At 68.9% G+C, this 19291-nt stretch carries 17 protein-coding genes; 12 read left to right on the forward strand and 5 right to left on the reverse strand.

From position 1 onward, the window contains the following. Nucleotides 1-30 precede the first annotated feature (30 nt). Together METUNV1_RS18855 and pepP are read right to left on the reverse strand one after the other, a co-directional pair. Nucleotides 31-1206 carry an FAD-dependent monooxygenase gene (locus METUNV1_RS18855; protein ID WP_008064539.1) on the reverse strand — a complete coding sequence of 392 codons (1176 nt, stop codon included), beginning with the start codon at nucleotides 1204-1206 and terminating at the stop codon, nucleotides 31-33. Continuing rightward, nucleotides 1203-2516: a Xaa-Pro aminopeptidase gene (pepP, locus tag METUNV1_RS18860; protein ID WP_008064541.1), complete on the reverse strand. Its 1314-nt coding sequence runs from the start codon at nucleotides 2514-2516 to the stop codon at nucleotides 1203-1205. The genes METUNV1_RS18855 and pepP overlap by 4 nt, the downstream gene beginning before the upstream one ends. Before the next feature lie 138 nt (nucleotides 2517-2654). Between pepP and METUNV1_RS18865 the strand changes: the two genes are divergently transcribed. The 7 genes from METUNV1_RS18865 (at nucleotide 2655) to METUNV1_RS18895 (ending at nucleotide 9181) form a co-directional block, all read left to right on the forward strand. Then, nucleotides 2655-3329, forward strand: coding sequence for a thermostable hemolysin (locus tag METUNV1_RS18865; RefSeq protein ID WP_008064544.1), 675 nt, complete (start codon nucleotides 2655-2657; stop codon nucleotides 3327-3329). After that, entirely contained in the window at nucleotides 3326-4807 is a 1482-nt protein-coding gene (locus METUNV1_RS18870) for an AMP-binding protein (protein WP_008064546.1), read from the forward strand. Before METUNV1_RS18865 ends, METUNV1_RS18870 begins: the two co-directional genes overlap by 4 nt. Further along, complete coding sequence (locus METUNV1_RS18875; RefSeq protein ID WP_043360337.1) at nucleotides 4794-5462, forward strand: iron-containing redox enzyme family protein; 669 nt, start codon at nucleotides 4794-4796, stop codon at nucleotides 5460-5462. Before METUNV1_RS18870 ends, METUNV1_RS18875 begins: the two co-directional genes overlap by 14 nt. Continuing rightward, a complete protein-coding gene (locus tag METUNV1_RS18880) occupies nucleotides 5459-6271 on the forward strand; it encodes an SDR family oxidoreductase (protein WP_008064566.1) in 813 nt (270 codons plus the stop codon). Before METUNV1_RS18875 ends, METUNV1_RS18880 begins: the two co-directional genes overlap by 4 nt. After that, nucleotides 6268-6912, forward strand: a complete 645-nt coding sequence (locus tag METUNV1_RS18885; protein WP_008064569.1) for a tetratricopeptide repeat protein — start codon at nucleotides 6268-6270, stop codon at nucleotides 6910-6912. The genes METUNV1_RS18880 and METUNV1_RS18885 overlap by 4 nt, the downstream gene beginning before the upstream one ends. A gap of 104 nt (nucleotides 6913-7016) precedes the next feature. Then, entirely contained in the window at nucleotides 7017-7694 is a 678-nt protein-coding gene (locus tag METUNV1_RS18890; protein ID WP_008064571.1) for a response regulator, read from the forward strand. After that, a complete protein-coding gene (locus tag METUNV1_RS18895; protein WP_008064573.1) occupies nucleotides 7694-9181 on the forward strand; it encodes an ATP-binding protein in 1488 nt (495 codons plus the stop codon). Before METUNV1_RS18890 ends, METUNV1_RS18895 begins: the two co-directional genes overlap by 1 nt. 7 nt (nucleotides 9182-9188) lie before the next feature. Here the strand turns inward: METUNV1_RS18895 and murU are convergent, their stop codons facing one another. Continuing rightward, a complete protein-coding gene (gene murU, locus METUNV1_RS18900; RefSeq protein ID WP_008064574.1) occupies nucleotides 9189-9869 on the reverse strand; it encodes an N-acetylmuramate alpha-1-phosphate uridylyltransferase MurU in 681 nt (226 codons plus the stop codon). Between the two features lie 26 nt (nucleotides 9870-9895). Then, nucleotides 9896-10900 (reverse strand): aminoglycoside phosphotransferase family protein, encoded by a 1005-nt coding sequence (locus METUNV1_RS18905; RefSeq protein WP_008064575.1) that lies wholly within the window; start codon nucleotides 10898-10900, stop codon nucleotides 9896-9898. Between the two features lie 244 nt (nucleotides 10901-11144). On the opposite strand from METUNV1_RS18905, the gene METUNV1_RS18910 reads away from it, so the two are divergent. The 4 genes from METUNV1_RS18910 to rsmA are packed head-to-tail and all read left to right on the forward strand — an operon-like array spanning nucleotide 11145 to nucleotide 17184. Continuing rightward, a complete protein-coding gene (locus METUNV1_RS18910) occupies nucleotides 11145-14024 on the forward strand; it encodes an LPS-assembly protein LptD (RefSeq protein WP_232416293.1) in 2880 nt (959 codons plus the stop codon). 28 nt (nucleotides 14025-14052) lie between these two features. After that, nucleotides 14053-15384 (forward strand): peptidylprolyl isomerase, encoded by a 1332-nt coding sequence (locus METUNV1_RS18915; protein WP_008064578.1) that lies wholly within the window; start codon nucleotides 14053-14055, stop codon nucleotides 15382-15384. Next, complete coding sequence (gene pdxA / locus METUNV1_RS18920) at nucleotides 15381-16406, forward strand: 4-hydroxythreonine-4-phosphate dehydrogenase PdxA (RefSeq protein ID WP_008064579.1); 1026 nt, start codon at nucleotides 15381-15383, stop codon at nucleotides 16404-16406. The genes METUNV1_RS18915 and pdxA overlap by 4 nt, the downstream gene beginning before the upstream one ends. A gap of 1 nt (nucleotide 16407) precedes the next feature. Then, nucleotides 16408-17184, forward strand: a complete 777-nt coding sequence (rsmA, locus tag METUNV1_RS18925) for a 16S rRNA (adenine(1518)-N(6)/adenine(1519)-N(6))-dimethyltransferase RsmA (RefSeq protein ID WP_008064581.1) — start codon at nucleotides 16408-16410, stop codon at nucleotides 17182-17184. A gap of 77 nt (nucleotides 17185-17261) precedes the next feature. Here rsmA and METUNV1_RS18930 read toward each other — a convergent pair whose 3' ends face one another. Continuing rightward, nucleotides 17262-17459 carry a YgaP family membrane protein gene (locus tag METUNV1_RS18930; RefSeq protein WP_008064583.1) on the reverse strand — a complete coding sequence of 66 codons (198 nt, stop codon included), beginning with the start codon at nucleotides 17457-17459 and terminating at the stop codon, nucleotides 17262-17264. A gap of 165 nt (nucleotides 17460-17624) precedes the next feature. Here METUNV1_RS18930 and METUNV1_RS18935 point away from each other — a divergent pair, with 165 nt between their 5' ends. Beyond that, a complete protein-coding gene (locus METUNV1_RS18935; RefSeq protein WP_008064586.1) occupies nucleotides 17625-19244 on the forward strand; it encodes a ShlB/FhaC/HecB family hemolysin secretion/activation protein in 1620 nt (539 codons plus the stop codon). Nucleotides 19245-19291: the final 47 nt, after the last annotated feature.

Below are 19291 nucleotides of genomic sequence, written 5' to 3' on the forward strand. Positions count from 1 at the left end.
GCGCAACTGTGTCACTGTCATCGCGACGGGCTACCAGCCGCGGGCACCGAACATCATGCGCCGGCCTACGAACTGCCGGGCCGGCGGGAAAGCGTCCAGCAGCGCCAGCGCAGCGCCGCGGGCGTGGCCGGCGAGCGGGCCGAGCAGCGGGGCGCCGGCACCCAGCGTGAAGACGCGGGCAAGGAAATCGGTGAAACCGCCGGTGGCGGCGCGGTCGGTGCGGCGCAGCCGGGCGTAGCGGGCGAGCGCCTCGTCCAGGGCACCGTCCTGGCGGGCGAGGGAGGGCAGCAGGCATTCAGCCAGCTGGCCGACGTCGCGCAGTGCGAGGTTCAGGCCCTGGCCGGCCACCGGGTGCAGGGTCTGCGCCGCGTTGCCCAGCCAGACCTGACGGCCGCGCACGATGTCGGCGCGCATGCGCAGCGCCAGTGGCCAGGCGCCCCGCGGTCCGAGCGCGGTGAAGCGCACCCGGCCGCCGACCGCGTCGCTCAGCCGCTGCATGAAGCGGGCGTCGGTCTCGTCGCGCAGCGCTTCTGCCTCGGCGGCGTCGCAGGTATAGACCACCGCGTAGTCGCGGCCGCAGGGCAGCAGCGCCACCGGGCCGTGCGGCGTGAAGCGCTCGTAGGCGACGTGGCCGTGCGGCGAGGCCGGGGTGGCCAGCGCGATCACCGCGTGCTGGCCGTAGTCGCGGCTGCGCGCCAGCGCCTCGTCATCGGCGACCCGGCCTTCGCACCACAGCAGCACGCGCGCCCGTACCAGGCCGTCGGCGGTGGATACCTCGATCGCGTCACCGTCCTCGCGCGCGCCGGTGACCGCGAGCCCGTAGCGGATGTCCAGATCCAGCGCGGCGGCGCGGGTGCGCAGCGCGCGCACCAGACTGCCTGCGCGGGCCACATGGCCGAGCGCGTCCAGACCGAAATCGGCGGCGCGCAGTTCGGTGCGGCCGAAATGGCCGCGCTGCGAAATGTGTATGGTGCCGATCGGCGTGGCGTCGGCCGCCGGCCAGGCCTGCAGCGTACGCAGGATGTCGCGCGAGCCGGCCGACAGCGCGATCACACGGCTGTCCTCGAGCGCGCGCCCGGCGCTGCCGGCGTCGGCCACCTGCACGGTCAGGCCGGCGGCGCGCAGCGCACAGCCGGTGGCCAGACCGACCGGGCCGGCGCCGACGATGAAGGCGTCGAGCACCGGCGGGGTGGCCGCGTCGTTCATCCGCGCACCTCCGCCATCACCGCCTCGACCTCGGCAATCGTCTTGGGCGCGGCGGCGGTGTAGATGTCACAGCCGTCCGCGGTCACGATCACGTCGTCCTCGATGCGGATGCCGATGTTCCAGAACGCCTCCGGCACGTCGTCGGCCGGCCGGATGTAGCAGCCGGGCTCGACCGTGAGCACCATGCCGGGCTCGAGCGGCCGCCATTCGTTGGGGCCGCCGCCGCGCGGCCGGTACTCGCCGGCGTCGTGCACGTCCATGCCCAGCCAGTGGCCGGTGCGGTGCATGTAGAAGCGGCGGTAGTCGCCCTTCTCGATCACGTCGTCCAGCGTGCCCTTGAGCAGGCCGAGGTCGATCAGGCCCTGGGCCAGCACCTTCACCGCGGCGTCGTGGTAGTCGATGAAGCGCGCGCCCGGCTTCACTTCGGCGAAGGCGGCGTCCTGCGCGTCCAGCACCAGCTGGTAGACGTCGCGCTGCGCGGCGCTGAAGCGGCCATTGACCGGCCAGGTGCGGGTGATGTCCGATGCGTAGCCGCGCAGTTCGCAGCCGGCGTCGATCAGCAGCAGGTCGCCGTCGCGCAGCGCGGCATCGTTCGACACGTAATGCAGCACGCAGGCGTTGGCACCGCCGGCGACGATGGAGCCGTAGGCCGGCGCTTCCGAACCGGCGCGGCGGAATTCGTGCAGGATTTCGGCCTCGATCTCGTACTCCATCGCGCCCGGCCGCGTGGCCTGCATGGCGCGCCGATGGGCGCGGGCCGAAATGTCGGCCGCCTGCCGCATCAGCGTCTGTTCGTGCAGATCCTTGATCAGCCGCATGTCGTCCAGCGGCTGACGGATGTCCAGCAGTTCGGACGGCGCCTGGCGTCCGGCGCGCACCTGGGCGCGTACCACGTTCAGCGCGGCCATCATGCGCTGGTCCCAGCCAGCGTCCTCGCCGATCACGTAGTGCAGCCGCGGCTGGTTGGCGATCAGTTCCGGCAGTTTCGCGTCCAGTTCGCCGTAGATGTACGCTTCATCGAAGCCGAATTTCTCGCGCGCGGCGTCCGGGCCGTGGCGCCAGCCGTCCCAGATTTCCCTCTCCTCGTTCTTTTCGCGGCAGAACAGGATGCTGCGCGGCGTGTCGCCGGCGACCAGCACCAGCACCGCTTCCGGCTCGGCGAAACCGGTCAGGTAATAGAAATAGCTGTCGTGGCGGTAGCCGTAGTGGGTGTCGCGGTTGCGTGCGCGTTCCGGTGCGGTGGCGATGACGGCCACGCCCGATCCCATGCGTTCGATCAGGCGGGCACGGCGTTCGGAATAGGGGTGCATGTCGGGTTCCGGCTTTCGGTCAGGTCGGAAGTTTAGGGCCTTCTCCGGTCGAAACGTTCTGTTGCATCCGCTCCGGTCGGCTTAAGTCCGGCTTAATCTTCGCCGCCGAGCATGCCTCCATCGAAAAGGAGGCATCCGATGCCGCACACCGCCGCACTGATTGCACTGACCCCCCGCCACGCCGTCGCCGGCAGCACGTCCGCGCTGCAGGCCTGCGTGATCGGCGTCCGGGTCGAGGACAGCGCCCCTGAACTGGAGGTGATCGGCCACGGACATCCGGCAAGGGCGTCGATCGAACGCTATATCGCCGGCTGCTTCCTGCGCACCTACGGTGCGGTGATTTCCCATTTCGCCGACACGCTGCTCGGCGTGCGCGGCCCGGACGGCGCATGGCAGGCGGCGCTCGGCTATTCGCTGCCGGCCTCGCGGCCGGAAGTGTTCGTCGAACAGTATCTGGACCAGCCGCTCGAGCAGGCGCTGTCGCAGGTGCTGCGCGAACCGGTGTCGCGTGGTGCGCTGGCCGAGGTGGGCAATATGGCGGCCACGTCCGCCGGCATGGGCCGGGCGCTGATCGCGCTGGCGACCCGTCACCTGTATGCGCGCGGCCTCGATTACGTGGTGTTCACCGCCACCCGTGCGCTGGCCAATTCCTTCGTTCGCCTCGGCATTCCCATCTTTTCGGTGGCGCCGGCGGATCCGGCGCGGCTGCGCGATGGCGAGGCGCGCTGGGGCAGCTATTACCGCAATACGCCGACGGTGATGGTCGGACGCATCGCCAGCGGTCTGCACACCGTGGGGGTGGAGGCGGCATGAGCGTACATACCGGGCTGCCGTCGCTGATCGGCCCGCAGGGAGAATTCGACGCCAGCGCGGTGCGCCGCCGGGTCGACGCGCTGGCTTCGCGCATGCAGGAATGCATCGAGGACGGTGCCTGCGCCGGTGCCGTGATCGCGCTGCTGGCCGACAACGGCAAGGACTGGCTGATCGCGGACCGCGCGGTGCGTCAGGTCGGCGCGGTGCTGCTGCCGCTGCCCACCTTCTTCACCGACGACCAGTGTCGGCACGCGCTGCATGCCGCCGGTGTCAGCCTGCTGATGACCGACGACCCGCTGCGGGCTCACCGCCTCGGGCGTGACGAGGACAGCCTGCTCACGTCCGGCCGGCTCACGCTGTTCCGCGGGCCGGCGCAGCCGGCCCGGTCGCTGCCGCCGGCCACCGCCAAGATCACCTTCACCTCCGGCACCACCGGACAGCCCAAGGGCGTGTGCCTGAGCGCCAATCAGCTGGCGGCGGTCAGCGGCTCGCTGGCCGGCATCGCCCGCACACTCGGCATACGGCGCCATCTGTGCATGCTGCCGCTGGCGGTGCTGCTGGAGAACGTGGCCGGCGCCGACACCGCCTGGCTGGCCGGTGCCCAATGCATCGTGCCGCCGCTGGCCGAGGTCGGACTGACCGGTTCCAGCCGCTTCGACGTGCGGGTGGCGCTGGGGGCGATCGAACGCTGGCAGCCGGACAGCCTGATCCTGCTGCCGCAGATGCTGACCGCGCTGGTGGCGGCGGTCGATGCCGGCCTGCCGGCACCGCGCGGTCTGAAGCTGGTCGCGGTCGGCGGCGCCCGGGTGTCGCCCGACCTGATCACCCGTGCCCGCGCACTGGGCATTCCGGCCTGCGAAGGCTACGGCCTGTCGGAAGCCGGTTCGGTGGTCGCGCTCAATCTGCCGGACGATCCGCCGGGCGCGGTCGGCCGCGTGTTGCCCCATCTGACGGTATCGCTGTCGGCCCGCGGTGAAATCCTGGTCGACGGCCCCCGCCTGCCGGGCTATCTCGGCGCCCCGGCACTGCCGGATGCGCCTTTCCCGACCGGCGACATCGGCCACCTCGACGCCGAAGGCCGACTGCATGTGACCGGACGGCTCAAGCACCAGATCATCACCAGCTTTGGCCGCAACGTGTCGCCGGAATGGCCGGAAGCCGAACTGCTGGCCGCGCCGGAAATCGCCCAGGTGGTGGTGTTCGGCGAAGCGCAGCCGGCGCTGTCCGCGGTCATCGTGCCGCGCGGCGACATCAGCGACGCTGCGCTGGATGCCGCGGTGGACGCGGCCAACGCCCGCCTGCCCGACTACGCGCGCATCGGCATCCGCCTGCGCGCCGACGCACCCTTCTCACCCGCAAACGGTCTGGCGACCGACAACGGCCGCGTACGCCGTGATGCGGTGTGGGCCCATTACGGCGAACGACTCGCCGTGCTGTACGCACATGCCTACGGAGTGCCCGAACATGTCGTTTCATGAACGCCTGCAGCGTGAAACCGCTGCCGAACGTGCCCATCTGCTGTCCGCACCGGTCATCCAGGACGCGCTGTCCGGTCGGGTCACGCTGACCCAGTACCGCGCCTTTCTCGAACAGGCCTTCCACCACGTGCGGCACACGGTGCCGCTGCTCATGGCCTGCGGCGCGCGCCTGCCGGCGACCCACGAGTCGCTGCGCCGCGCGGTGGCCGAATACATCGAGGAAGAGATCGGCCACGAGGAGTGGATACTCGACGACATCGTCGCCTGCGGCGGCGACCGCGAAACCGCGCGCCGCTCCGCACCGGGCCTCGAGGCCGAACTGATGGTGTCCTACGCCTACGACTGGATCGCGCGCAAGAACCCGGTCGGCTTCTTCGGCATGGTGCATGTGCTCGAAGGCACCAGCGTGCAGATCGCAACGACCGCCGCCGAACGCATCGCCCAGACCCTGCACCTGCCGCCGGCGGCCTTCAGCTATCTCAATTCGCACGGCAGCCTGGACCAGGACCACGTGCTGTTCTTCGCCACGCTGATGGACGGCCTGGCGGACGAAGAGGACAGACTGGCGGTGATTCACGTGGCGCGCGTCATGTATCGCCTGTACGGCGACCTGTTCCGCGCGCTGCCGGCCAGCGATCAGGCGCTCGCGGCATGAAGAGCGGTCTGCGTGCAGTCATTACCGGCGCCGCCGGTGGCATCGGCCGCGCCCTCGCCGGTGCGCTTGCCAGCCGCGCCAGCGCGCTGCTGCTGGTCGGGCGCGATGCCACCCGGCTGGCCGCACTGGCTGACGAACTGGTGCGCAAGGCGCCCGACGTGCAGATCCGCACCGTGACCGCCGACCTGAATACTGCGGCCGGCCGTGCCGCCATCGTGCAGGCGGCGGAAGCGCTGCCTGGCGGCCCCAATCTGCTGGTGAACAACGCCGGCGTCAGCGAACTGGCCTGGTTCGAGGACCAGTCGGACGCGCAGATCGAACGCATCGTGCAGACCAATCTGGTCGCGCCGATGCTGCTCACCCGCGCGCTGCTGCCGCAGCTGCATCGTCAAACCCAGGCGCGGGTGGTCAATATCGGCTCCATCCTGGGTGACATCGGTCACCCGGGCAGCGTCGCCTACTGCGCCAGCAAGTTCGCGCTGCGCGGTTTCACCGAAGCGCTGCGCCGGGAACTGGCGGGCAGCCGGGTACAGCTGCAGTACCTCGCGCCGCGCGCCACCCGCACCGCGCTGAACAGCGACGCCCAGAACGCGCTGAACAGCGAACTGGGCGTGGCAAGCGATACGCCTGAATCGGTCGCCGCCGAGCTGCTGAAGCTGCTCGACGGGCCGCGCGCCGAGCGCCATCTGGGCTGGCCGGAAAAGCTGTTCGTCCGCATCAACCGCATGCTGCCCGCGCTGGTCGACTCCAGTCTCGCGAAGCAGCTTCCCGTCATCCGTCGTCACGCACAACAGGGAGTCAAACCGTGAACGCATTCCTCCGCGCCTCGTGCGCGCTGTTCGCCGCACTGCTGATCGGGCCGGCCTTCGCCGGCGTCGATGAATCGGTGGCCCGCCTGCAGTCCGAGTGGGAACAGATCAAGTACCGCCAGCCGGCGGACAAGCAGGAACAGGCTTTCGAACACCTGAGCAAGGACGCCGCGGCGGTGCGGGCCGAATTCCCGGACCGTGCGGAAGCCGACATCTGGTACGCCATCATCGTCGCCAGTCACGCCGGCGCCAAGGGCGGGCTGGGCGCGCTGTCGCTGGCCAAGGAGGCCCGCGCAGCGCTGGAAAAGGCGCTGACCAAGAATCCGAATGCACTGGATGGCTCCGCCTACACCAGTCTCGGCTCGCTCTACTATCAGGTGCCGGGCTGGCCGATCGGCTTCGGTGACAAGGACAAGGCGCGCGAGCTGCTGACCAAGGCGCTGGCGATCAACCCCAAGGGCATGGACAGCAATTACTTCATGGGCGACTTCCTGTTCCGCAACGGCGAGTACGAAAAGGCGCGCGCATCGCTCGAAGCAGCCCTGCAGGCGCCGCCGCGCCCGACCCGCCCGCTGGCGGACGAAGGGCGTCGCAAGGAGATCGAGGCGCTGCTGGTCAAGGTACGCGAGAAGCTGAAGTAAGCCGTGCGCCTGTCCATGGAACGGCAGGTGAGCATGCCCTGCCGGTGCAATTGTTCGCGGTCGGAGTCAGAATGACGGCATTCCGTTACGACATAAACCGACCGATGAAGGTACTGCTGGTCGAAGACGACGAACTGCTGGGCGCCGGCATACTCGACGCGCTGGAGCGTGCCCGCTACACGGTGGAATGGGTGCGCGACGGCGTGCAGGCGCTGACCGCGCTGCGCGGCGGCGGCATAGACATTGCGGTGCTCGACCTCGGTCTGCCCCGGCTGGACGGCATGGATGTGCTGCGCCGCGCGCGCGAGGCCGGTGTGGTCACGCCGGTGCTGGTGCTCAGCGCGCGCGACACCACGGCACAGCGCATCGGCGGCCTCGACGCCGGCGCCGACGACTATCTGGTCAAGCCCTTTGACCTCGATGAGCTGCTGGCCCGGCTGCGGGTGCTGGAGCGGCGCACCCGCGGTTCGGTGTCCAATCTCATCCGTTACGGCCACATCGCGCTCGACACCTCGGGCCTGACCGTCAGCCACGAAGAGCGCCCGGTCGAGCTGCAGCGCCGCGAATTCATGGTGCTGCGCCGGCTGCTGGAAAACATCGGCCACGTGATGAGCCGGCAGCAGCTGGTCGAGAACATCTACGGCTGGGACAGCGAACTGGAAAGCAATGCGCTGGACGTGCACATCCACAACCTGCGCAAGAAGTTCTATCCGGAGCTCATCCGCACCGTGCGCGGGGTCGGTTACGTGATCGACCCGCTGCCCGTGGCGCGGCAGGACTGATGCGCGCGCTGCAGGGCGTGTCCTTGCGGGTGCTGCTGCTGGCCGGCAGCGCCTTCATCCTTCTGTTCGTGCTGGGCACCTCCGCCCTGCTGGCGGTGCGTGCCGGCCAGGACGAGGCGGACGAGCTGTTCGACGCCCGGCTCGCCACCTCCGCCCGCGTGCTGGAAAGCCTGATGGCGCGCCAGGTCGAGCACGCCACCATCAATGCGCCGCTGGTCATGTCGCTGCCGGTGCCACTGGAGCTCGAAGCGGGCGAACGCGACCGTCAGCTGGGCAGCCCGCAGCAGCTGTCATGGGCAGCGGTGCTGCAGGACTGGCTGTTCGGTCACCACGACATCGAAACCCCGCTCGGTCACGAATACGAAACCCACATCGCGTACCAGATCTGGAGCGATTACGAGAACTTCGGCAGCGACGGCTTCCGGCTGCTGGCCCGGTCGTCCTCGGCCCCGTCCATGCCGATGGCACCGATGCGCGCCGGCTTCAGCGACCACGATCTGGCGGGCAGCCTGTGGCGGGTGTTCGTGCTGCATTCCGGCGACGTGTGGATACAGGTGGGCGAACGGGTCGATGCGCGCGAGGAGCTGTCGGCCAAGCTGGGCTGGGCGACCGGCGCGCCGCTGCTGATCGGTCTGGGCGTGCTGCTGCTGCTCAACGGCCTGCTGATCGGCTACGGTCTGGCGCCGCTGTCGGATCTGGCCGAGCGCATCGCTCACCGCTCGCCGCGCGACGATCAGCCGCTCACGCTGACCTGGGTGCCGGCGGAGATGGCGCCGGTGCTCAGCGCGCTCAACGCGCTGTTCGGCCGCGTGCGCGATGCGCTGGCGCGCGAGCGGCGCTTCATCGACGCCGCCGCGCACGAACTGCGCACGCCGCTTGCCGCGCTGCGCATCCATGCCCAGAACGCGCGCCGCGCCGAAGATCCGGCCCGGCTCAACAGATCGCTCGACAGCCTGCTCGAAGGCGTGGCCCGTACCGTGCATCTGGCCGAACAGATGCTCGCCCACAGCCGGGCCGGTCGCGGCACGCAGGACATTCCGCTGTCGCTGCGCGAGGTGGTGCGCGACGCGGTGGCGCAGCGCCATCTGTCGTGCGAAGCCAGCGGACATGCGCTGGAACTGCAGGCGGGTGAAGAGCCGCTGACCGTGATCGGTGACGCCAACAGCCTGTCCAGCATGGTCGGCAACCTGATCGACAACGCGCAGCGCTATGCGCCGGCCGGTACGGCGATACGGCTGGAACTCCAGCGTGACGGAGACCAGGCGCGGCTGGTGGTGAGTGATGCCGGCCCCGGCATTCCGCAGGACCTGCGCGAACGGGTGTTCGAGCCCTACTTCCGCATTCCGGGCTCGGCCGGCAGCGGCTCCGGCCTCGGTCTGGCCATCGTACGCGAGGTGGTGGAATACCTGGGCGGACAGATCGCGCTGGGCGAAGCCGAGGGCGGCGGTCTGCGGGTCGAACTGCGTCTGCCGCTCGCGCCGGACTGAGGCGGTTTCAGCGTCCGCCGCGCGCCAGCGCGTCGACCTCCGCCAGCCGCTGCGGCGTGCCGACATCGTGCCAGTGGCCGCGGTGACGGGCGCCGGATACCCGGCCTTCGCGCATGGCCGCGCGCAGTCGGGGCGCCAGCTTCGCCGGGGCATCCGGATCGACACCGTCGAACAGGGCCGGATGGTAGGCGCCGATGCCGGAAAAGGTGAGCCGTCCGTCCGCTTCGTCGAACACCCGGCCGTCGCGCAGCACGAAGTCACCCCCGGGGTTGTGCGGCGGGTTATCCACCAGCAGCAGCCGTGCAAGGTCGCCGTCGGCCGACAGCGCCGTGGCCGCAGCGGCGAGCGCGCTGAAATCGGCATCGCACCAGATGTCGCCATTGACCACGATGAAGGGCGCCTCACCGAGCAGGTGGCGGGCGTGGGCGATGCCGCCCGCGGTTTCAAGCGCACCTTCCGGCTCGGCCGACCACGCGATGCGCACACCCAGTGCGCTGCCGTCACCGAGCGCCTCGACCAGCGTGTGACCGAGATGGGCATGGTTGATCACCAGATCGGTGATGCCGGCGGCGCGCAGCGCTTCGATGTGCCACACGATGAGCGGCCTGCCGCCCACCGCCAGCAGCGGCTTGGGCAGATGGTCGGTCAGCGGGCGCATGCGCTCGCCGCGGCCGGCGGCGAGGATCATCGCTTTCATCGCGGAGCGGGCCGGTGTCAGAAGGTGTAGCCGGCCTGCGGCGTGATGCCTTCGAGGCGGTTCAGCAGCCGGGCCAGCGGCGCCAGATCGCGGTAGCGCATCGCGGCGGCGCGCAGGTAGTTCATCACCCGCGGCATGTCCTTCAGATAGCCGTCCTTGCCGTCGCGGTGGTACAGCCGCGCAAAGATGCCCAGCACCTTGAGGTGACGCTGCACGCCCATGAATTCGTATTCGCGATGGAATTCGGCGAAGTCTTCGCGCACCGGCAGGCCGGCGCGCTTCGCGTCCTGCCAGTAGCGGATCAGCCAGTCCAGCACCTGTTCCTCGTCCCAGTCGATGTAGGCGTCCTTGAACAGGCTGACCAGGTCGTAGCTGATCGGGCCGTACACCGCGTCCTGGAAGTCGATCACGCCCGGGTTCGGGGCGGTCACCATCAGATTGCGGCTGTGATAGTCGCGGTGTACGAACACCTGCGGCTCGGCCAGATTCACGTCCAGGATGCGGTCGAACACCTCGTACAGCGCAGTCGTTTCCGCCTCGCTCAGTTCGGCCTTCAGGTGGCGGCCGACGTACCACACAGGGAACAGTTCCATCTCGGCCAGCAGGCGGTCGCGGTCGTATTCCGGCAGCACGCCCGGGCGGCTGGCCTTCTGCATCGAAATCAGCGCGGTGGTCGCGTCGAAATACAGCGCGGGCGCGTTTTCGGCGTCCAGCACCTGCAGATAGGTGGTGCTGCCGAGGTCGGACAGCAGCAGGAAGCCCTGTTCGACGTCCTGCGCGCGCAGCGCCGGCACGTGGGCGCCGGCCGCCTCGAACAGGGCCTGCACCGCGACGAAGGGCCGGCAGTCCTCCTGCGGGGGCGGGGCGTCCATCGCGATATGGGTGCTGCCGTCCGGCAGCGTGACGCGGAAGTAGCGGCGGAAGCTCGCGTCGGCCGAAGCCGGGCGGATATCCAGGGGCTGGCCCGGGAACTGTGCGTGCAGCCAGGCGGTAAGCGCATCGAGGCGCAGGTCTTGGGTCATGGTCGGGGGTGTCCGGGGCGCCCGCTTGCAAATAGTTGCCGTCGCCGGCCGGGATGCGGGTGCCGTTTGATAAGATGCGCGATTCTATAACGCGGCCGCGCACGGACCGCCGACCTGTCGGCGCCGGACGAAGGCCGGTGTGCAACCCGCGATCAGCCCGCTTCCAGCCCTTTCATCCGTGCTCCGGCGTTCCGTCATCCTTTCTCTCGCCTGGATGTCCTGCACTGCGCAGGCGGCCGATGCGATGCCGTCGCTCAAGGTCGATCCTGGCCTGCTGCCGCCGTCGCAGCGCCCGGCGAAACAGGCCGACGCAAAGCAGTCCGACGCAAAGCAGGGCGCTGCCAAGCCTGCCGCGACCGGCAAGACGGCCGAACACGCCCCGGATCAGAATCAGGGGCCCGCGGCCGCGCAGTCCGCTCCGCAGACCGCCGAAACCTTCCCGGTGGCGGCGCCCGGCGAAACCCCGGCGGCTGCGCCTGCGGCCGCTCCGGCTGCCGTCGCAGCCCCTCAGCCGGCCAGGACGGCCCCCGCTGCGGCGGCGCCCGCTGCCGCGGCGCCGGTCCGGGTGCCGGACGAAAGCCGTGCCGGACGCACGCCGATCGCCGACAGCATGACGGCGCGCAACATGCCGCCGCTCAAGGTCGATCGTTCGCTGGTGCGCAATCCGCCGTCGCGTGCGGCCGGTGCAGCGGTCGCTGCTCAGGGCGGGCCCGCATCGGTCGACGAGCCGCCGGCCTATCGCAACGTGACCACCGCGCGCAACATGCCGCCGCTCAAGGTGGATCGCGCGCTGCTCGGCACGCCGCCGGTGGCGCGCCGCCGTTCGCCGTCCGAACTGCCGGCCGGGGCCGCGGTGACCCAGCTCGCCGGCAACGCCCCGGCGGCCGATACCGGCGCGCTGCCGCCCGCCGTGCCCGAGGACGATGAAAGCAGGATGCTGCGCGGCGCGATCACGCTGTCCGAATACGTCGAGAAACACCCGGAATCGCGCGCCACGCTGATCGCCGCCGACCAGCTCGACGGCACCACCGACGAAATCATGCGCGCGGTCGGCGCGGCCGAACTGCGCCGCCCGGGCACCTCGCTGACCGCAGACGCCATCACCTACGCGCCGCCGACCGACGAACTGCAGGCCGACGGCAATGTGCGCCTGGTGCGCGGCGAGGACGTGGTCGAAGGGCCGTCGCTGCGCTATCGGCTGGAGCGGGGCGAGGGCGTGTTCGAGAAGCCGCGCTACACGATACGGCGCAATCTGCAGACCGGCGAAAACCTGCGCACCACCACCGGTCGCGGCGAAGCCGAGCAGATGGAATTCCTGAGCGACAGCCGGGTGCGCATGGACAAGGCCACCTATTCGACCTGCAGCCCGGACAGCCCGGACTGGTACGCCCAGGTCGATACGCTGAACCTCGATTTCGATTCCGAGGTCGGCGAGGGGCGCAACGGCAAGATCGTGTTCAAGGGCGTGCCGGTGCTGTATTCGCCCTGGCTGGACTTCTCGCTGAACAACCGCCGCAAGTCCGGCTTCCTGACGCCCACCTTCGGCGTGACCAACCGTACCGGTATCGATTTCCTGATGCCGTACTACTGGAACATCGCGCCGAACATGGACGCCACGGTCGCGCTGCGCTTCCTCGGCACGCGCGGCCTGATGCTCAGCAACGAGTTCCGCTACCTGCAGGAAGACTACGCCGGCAAGCTGCGGCTGGACTACCTGCCGAACGACAGCATCGCCAACCGCAACCGCTACGCCTTCAGCTTCCAGCACGAACACCAGCTGAACGAACGGCTGAGCGGCACGCTGAACATCAATTCGGTGTCCGACCGCGACTACTACACCGACCTGGGTTCCCGCCTGGCCATCACCTCGCTCAGCTATCTGCCGCGTGAGGGTACGCTGTCCTACAACGGCGACTGGTGGCGGGTGAACGCCAAGGCGACCGAGTACCAGGCGCTGGCCAACCGGCCGGAAATCTACCGCCAGATGCCGTCGGTCACCTTCAATGCGCTGAAGTCCGATCTGCCCGGCGGACTGGTGTTCAGCACGATGGCGAACTACACCGACTTCGCGATCGACGACGTGCGGCGCGACCAGGGGCGCCGGGCGGTGCTGTATCCGCAGCTGTCGCTGCCGATGCGCAACCCGTACTTCTTCGTGACGCCCAAGTTCGGCGTGCATCTGACCAATTACCAGATCGACCGCGGCACCAACAACGCTGGCCAGCCGACCTCGCTGTCGCGCTCGATACCGATTTTCAGCCTCGACGCCGGTACCGTGTTCGAGCGCGATTCCGACCTGTTCGGCCAGGGTTACATCCAGACCTTCGAGCCGCGCATGTACTACGTGCTGTCGAGCTACAAGAACCAGAACCGCTTCCCGGTCTTCGACAGCGCGCTGGCCGACTTCAACTTCGCGCAGATCTTCTCGGAGAACGTCTACGTCGGTCAGGACCGCATCGCCGACAGCAACCAGGTCACCGCAGCCGCGATCTCGCGCTTCATCGACCCGCAGACCGGCGCCGAGCGCGCCCGTCTGGCGCTGGGTCAGCGCTTCTACTTCGCTGACCAGAACGTGGTGCTGCCCGGTGGTACGCCGCGCACCGGCAATATCGCCAGCACGCTGGCCGCGGTGTCCGGCGAGCTGATGGACAAGACCTGGATCGATGCCGCCGTCCAGTACAACACCGACCTTTCGCAGACCGAGCGCTACAGCATCACCGCGCGCTGGAATCCGCGCGAGGCGCAGGTGTTCAACACCTCTTACCGCTTCCGCCGCGAGGGCGTGACCACGGCCGAGGTACGCGACCTCGACCTGTCGGCGCAGTGGCCGCTGACCAACCGCTGGTATGCGCTGGCCCGCCACAACTATTCGATCGCCGACCGCCGGCTGGTCGAAGGCCTCGCCGGCTTCGAATACAACGGCGGCTGCTGGGTCGGTCGTTTCGTGTTCCAGCGTATCGCGACCAACGTCCAGCGCACCCGCACCGCGCTGTTCTTCCAGCTCGAGCTGAATGACTTTTCGCGCATCGGTTCCAACCCGCTGGATGCGCTCAAGCGCAGCATCCCGGGCTATGGCCAGATCAACCAGAGCACTGCCGATCCGATCTTCGGCGGCGACTACTGACCGCCCAGATTTCCGACGGAACACCCCCATGCTGAACACTCGGTTTTTCGCCCTGCTGCTGAGCGCCTGCGCGCTGTTCCATGTCGCCGGTGTACATGCCCAGGCCGGCCGGAACGCGCCCGCCGACGTGGTCGAGGTCGATCGCATCGTCGCGGTGGTCAACAGCGACGCCATCACGCTGTACGAACTGCGCGCGCGCACCGACCAGGCGATGGCCCAGCTGCGCGGCCGCAACGTAACGCCCCCGCCGCGTGAGGATTTCGAGCGGCAGGTACTCGAGCGCATGATTTACGAGAAGGTCCAGCTGCAGCATGCGGAAGAGACGCAGATGCGCGTCGATGACCGCATGCTCGAAGCCGCACTGGGCCGCATCGCCGAAAGCAACAACATGAATGCGACCCAGCTGCGCTCCGCAGTGGAACGCGATGGCATTTCGTGGTCCAGTTTCCGCGACGACATCCGCAAGGAAATCATCCTGAGCCGGCTGCGTGACCGCGAAGTCGAAAGCCGGGTCGTGGTGACCGAAGGCGAGATCGACAATTACCTCGCCAGCCCGCAGCGCAAGGCGGAGCAGCCGGAGGAATACAACATTTCCCACATCCTGCTGCGGGTGCCGGAAGGCGCGAGCCCGGAAACGCTGCTGCGGCTGAAGGCCCGCGCCGATGCCGCGCTCGACGCGATCAGGCGCGGCGAGGACTTCGCGCGCGTGGCCGCGTCCTATTCCGAAGCGCAGGACGCGCTGTCCGGCGGCAGCCTGGGGTGGCGCCCGGTCGACCGCATGCCGCAGCTGTTCGCGGACATGCTGCCCAAGCTCAAGGTGGGTGAGGTGAGCGACGTCATGCGCAGCCCGGCCGGCTTCCACATCATGAAGGTGGTCGACAAGCGCGGCGGCGTGGGTGGCGGTGACGGTCGCGTCAGCCAGACCCGTGCCCGTCACATCCTGATCAAGACCTCCGAAGTGATGAGCGACGCCGAAGCGCGCCGCCGGCTCACTTCGCTGAAGGAACGCCTGGACAACGGCGGCAGCTTCGAGGAACTGGCGCGCTCCAATTCGCAGGACCTGTCGGCCGCCAAGGGCGGCGATCTGGGCTGGCTGTATCCGGGCGATACCGTGCCCGAATTCGAGAAGGTGATGAACGCGCTGCAGCCGGGTCAGGTCAGCGAACCGGTGCAGTCCCCGTTCGGCTGGCACCTGATCCAGGTGGTCGAGCGCCGGGTCGAGGACGTGTCGACCGAGCGCCAGCGCGCCGCCGCCCGCATGGCGCTGCGCGAGCGCAAGGCGGAAGAGGTGTATCAGGACTGGGTGCGCCAGCTGCGCGACCGCGCCTATGTCGAAATCCGGCTGAACGACGAGCGGTGAGCCGTCCGCGCATCGCCCTCACCACCGGAGAGCCGGCCGGCATCGGCCCGGAACTGTGCGCCGCGCTGGCCGGCCGCCGCTTCGACGCCCGGCTGGTGCTGATCGGCGATGCCGGGCTGATCGCCGAGCGCGCCCGCGTCTGCGGCATCGATCTCGCACTGCGCCCGTACGACGCCTCGCGGCCGGACACCGAGGGAGCGGACGAACTCGAAGTGCTGCACGTGCCGCTGGCGGCGCCGGCGGTCGCAGGCCGGGTCGACCCGGCCAACGCGCGCTATGTGCTTGCCCTGCTGGACCGCGCACGCGACGGCTGCATGCGCGGCGAGTTTGCCGCCATGGTCACCGCACCGCTGCACAAGGGTGTGATCAACGATGCGGGCATCGCCTTCACCGGCCACACCGAATACCTCGCCGACACCACCGGCACGCCTCAGGTGGTGATGATGCTGGCCGGCCGCACCGGTGCAGACGCCCGGACAACGGCCGATGGTCCCTGGCTGCGCGTGGCGCTGGCCACCACCCATCTGCCGCTGTCCGCGGTGCCGGCCGCCATCAACCGTGAATCGCTGGCGCGCACGCTGCGCATCCTTGACCATGACCTGCGCGCCCATTTCGGCATTGCCCGGCCGCACATCGTGGTGGCCGGTCTGAATCCGCACGCCGGCGAAGGCGGCCACATGGGGCGGGAGGAGCTGGACGTGATCGCGCCGGTGCTCGACGCGCTGCGTGCCGACGGCCTCGACCTCGAAGGCCCGCTGCCGGCGGATACGCTGTTCGTACCGCGCCATCTCGACGGCGCCGATGCGGTGCTCGCCATGTTCCATGACCAGGGCCTGCCGGTGCTCAAGTACGCCACCTTCGGCCACGGCATCAACATCACGCTGGGTCTGCCGCTGATCCGTACCTCGGTCGATCATGGCACCGCGCTCGATCTGGCCGGCACCGGCCGTGCCGACACCGGCAGCCTGATCGAGGCGGTCGACGCCGCGATCTCGATGGCGCGCGCGCGCCGGACGCACTGACATGGAAGGTCACCGCGCACGCAAGCGCTTCGGCCAGAACTTCCTGGTCGACGGCAACATCATCCGCAAGATCGTCGCCGCCATCGATCCGAAGCCGGATCAGGTGATCGTGGAAATCGGCCCCGGTCTGGGCGCCATGACCCGGCCAGTCAGCGAAAAGCTCGACCGCCTGCACGTGGTCGAGATCGACCGCGACCTCGCGCAGCGGCTGCGCGAAGGCGACCTGGCGCCCAAGCTGGAGATTCACGAAACCGATGCGCTGAAGTTCGACTTCGGCACGCTCGGTCCCGACCTGCGGGTGATCGGCAATCTGCCGTACAACATTTCCAGCCCGCTGCTGTTTCACCTCGCGGAGCACGCCGAGCGCATCCGCGACATGACCTTCATGCTGCAGAAGGAAGTGGTCGACCGCATCGTCGCCGCGCCCGACACCGACGAGTACGGCCGGCTGTCGGTCATGCTGCAGTACCGCTTCGAGTGCGCCCACCTGTTCGACGTGCCGCCCGGCGCCTTCAGGCCGGCGCCCAAGGTGATGTCGGCCATCGTCCATCTGAAGCCGCGCCCGGTCGAGCAGCTCACCGCGCGCGACCCGCTGCGGATGTCCGCCATCGTCAAGGCCGCCTTCGGCCAGCGCCGCAAGACGCTGCGCAACACCCTGCGCGAACACCTCGACGTGGCCGACTGGGCCGCGCTGGGCATCGACCCCTCACGCCGCGGCGAAACGCTCGAAGTCGCCGACTACGTGCGCATCGCCAACCACTGCGCCGCGCGCGGCTGAACAGCCTCAGCTTCAGCCTCGACCGGCGTTCGCCTGGATGCCTTCACATCCGGACCGTGTGCGGCTGAAGTGCGCCGTCAGGCGTCCTTTTTCACGCTGCAGGTGCTGATGCCCAGCAGCGGATAGGCCGGGCAGAAATTGAACAGCCCGGTCAGCAGCGGCACCACACCCAGATAGCCCCACGCACTGATGGTGCCGGTTGCCGCCATGGCGATCAGCGCGAGGCCGACGACGATGCGCAGGATCTTGTCGATGCCGCCCACATTGCTTTTCATGATGGTTCTCCCTTGAAGTGATCCGTGGCCACATGGTGCTGCGACGGCGGGGCCGGCTCAGTGACCCAGGTTACACATCATCCGATTGCCGGTTATCGCGGGGTGCTTGACATCAATAAATGACAAATGGATATTCCGCCGGATGCGCTTCCAGGAGTGCCGCCGTTGAAACGTCCTGTCCTGATTACCGCACTGATTGCCGTCACGGCCTCGCCGACGTTTCCTGCCCGGGCGCTGGAGCCGGCTGAGCGTCTGATCGACGAACAGCGTACCGAGCAGGCTCGTTCGCGGCTGCGGTCCGATGCATTGCCTTCGCCGGCTGCGGGGCCGACCGACGCACCCGCCCTGGCGCGTTCACCGGCCGATCTGGATGAGCCGGGCGAAGCACTAGCGGCGCCGGACATCCGCATCCATGCGCGCGGGCTGCTGGATGCCGCCACGCTCGAGTGGCTCCGTCTCGTCTTCGCGGCTCAGCCGCTGGGCATTCAACGGCTGTCGCTGCTGATCCGGCGGATCGATGCGGCGCTGATCGAAGCCCGCTGGATCACCAGCCGATCACGCGTCGCCGCACTTGATCCGGTTTCGGGCGTGGTCGAGATCGAGGTGGTGCCGGGCCGGGTAGCGTCGATCTCGCCGCTCGGTGTGGCTGACCGGGTCCTGCCCTTGGTGCCGGAGGACGTCCTGAGTCAGGCGGCGCTGGAGCAGGGGGTCCAGCAGATCAACCGCCTGCGGCTGATGCAGGCCCAGGTGAAGGTGCTGCCGGGGTCGCAGCCCGGCTACAGCGTGCTGGACCTGACACTGCACGGCGACGAACGGCTGTGGTCTCTGGCCTTCGGCGCTGACAACCAGGGCAGCGAACAGACCGGCAGTGCGCGCCAGCGCATCGCGTACCGCTGCGTTCATGCCTTGGGCCTGTATGAGGACTTTCAGCTCCTCACCTTGCGAAGCGCCGACAGCGAAGCGCTGCTGGCCTCGCTTTCGGTACCGGCGGGCTGGTCGCTGTGGTCGGTGACCGCGTCGGCGTCGAAGTCAGACAGCACCCTCGCCGGCCTGCGCTTCGGCAGCGATGCGCAGACGCTGCAGCTGGGCTGGCAGCGGGTGCTGTCGCTGTCGGCGCAGGCCCGGCATGCGCTCGATGTCAGCCTGTCTCACGCGCGGATCGCGCGTGACATCGGCGGCGTCGATCTGCTGACCCGGCGCAGCAGCGTGCTGCGGGTGTCCTGGGTCCATACCGGACGCACCGGTTACGGCCAGTACTTCATCGAACCGGCGCTGTCTCGTGGTCTGCGGCTGTTCGGCGCGGTCCGTGACACGGCCGACCTGGCGCCGGATCACACCCACTACCAGTTCTCCCGTCTGACGCTGAATGCAGGCGCGGCGTTGCCTCTGTCGGAAGCGACCGAACTGGCCCTGCAGTACACCGGACAGTACGCGCGCAACGCGCTGCCGGGCGCCGAACAGCTCTATCTCGGTGGCATGGGCTCGATTCGCGGCTACGCCGAGAACCTGACCTTCGGCGATCGCGGTCACCTGTTGCGGATGGAACTGAGACATGCGCTGTCGCGCTTTGACGGTGCGCTGCGACTGCTGCCCTTCGTCCATCTGGATGGCGGCAGCGTGCGGCAGATCGGCGGATCCGATATCACGCTGACCAGCGCCGGCGTTGGCGTGCGAGCACAGGCCGGCGGCTGGACACTGGATACCGCGCTCAGCGCCCCTCTCAGTCATCCGGACGCGCTGTCCTCCGGGTGGCGTCTGCATGTATCGGTCGGCTATCTGCTGTAGCGCGTCGCGTCTGCCCCCGAAAGAGGTGAGTCCATGAAAACACGTCC

Origin of the sequence: Methyloversatilis universalis FAM5 (assembly GCF_000214035.2) — a bacterium.
GTDB lineage: Bacteria > Pseudomonadota > Gammaproteobacteria > Burkholderiales > Rhodocyclaceae > Methyloversatilis > Methyloversatilis universalis.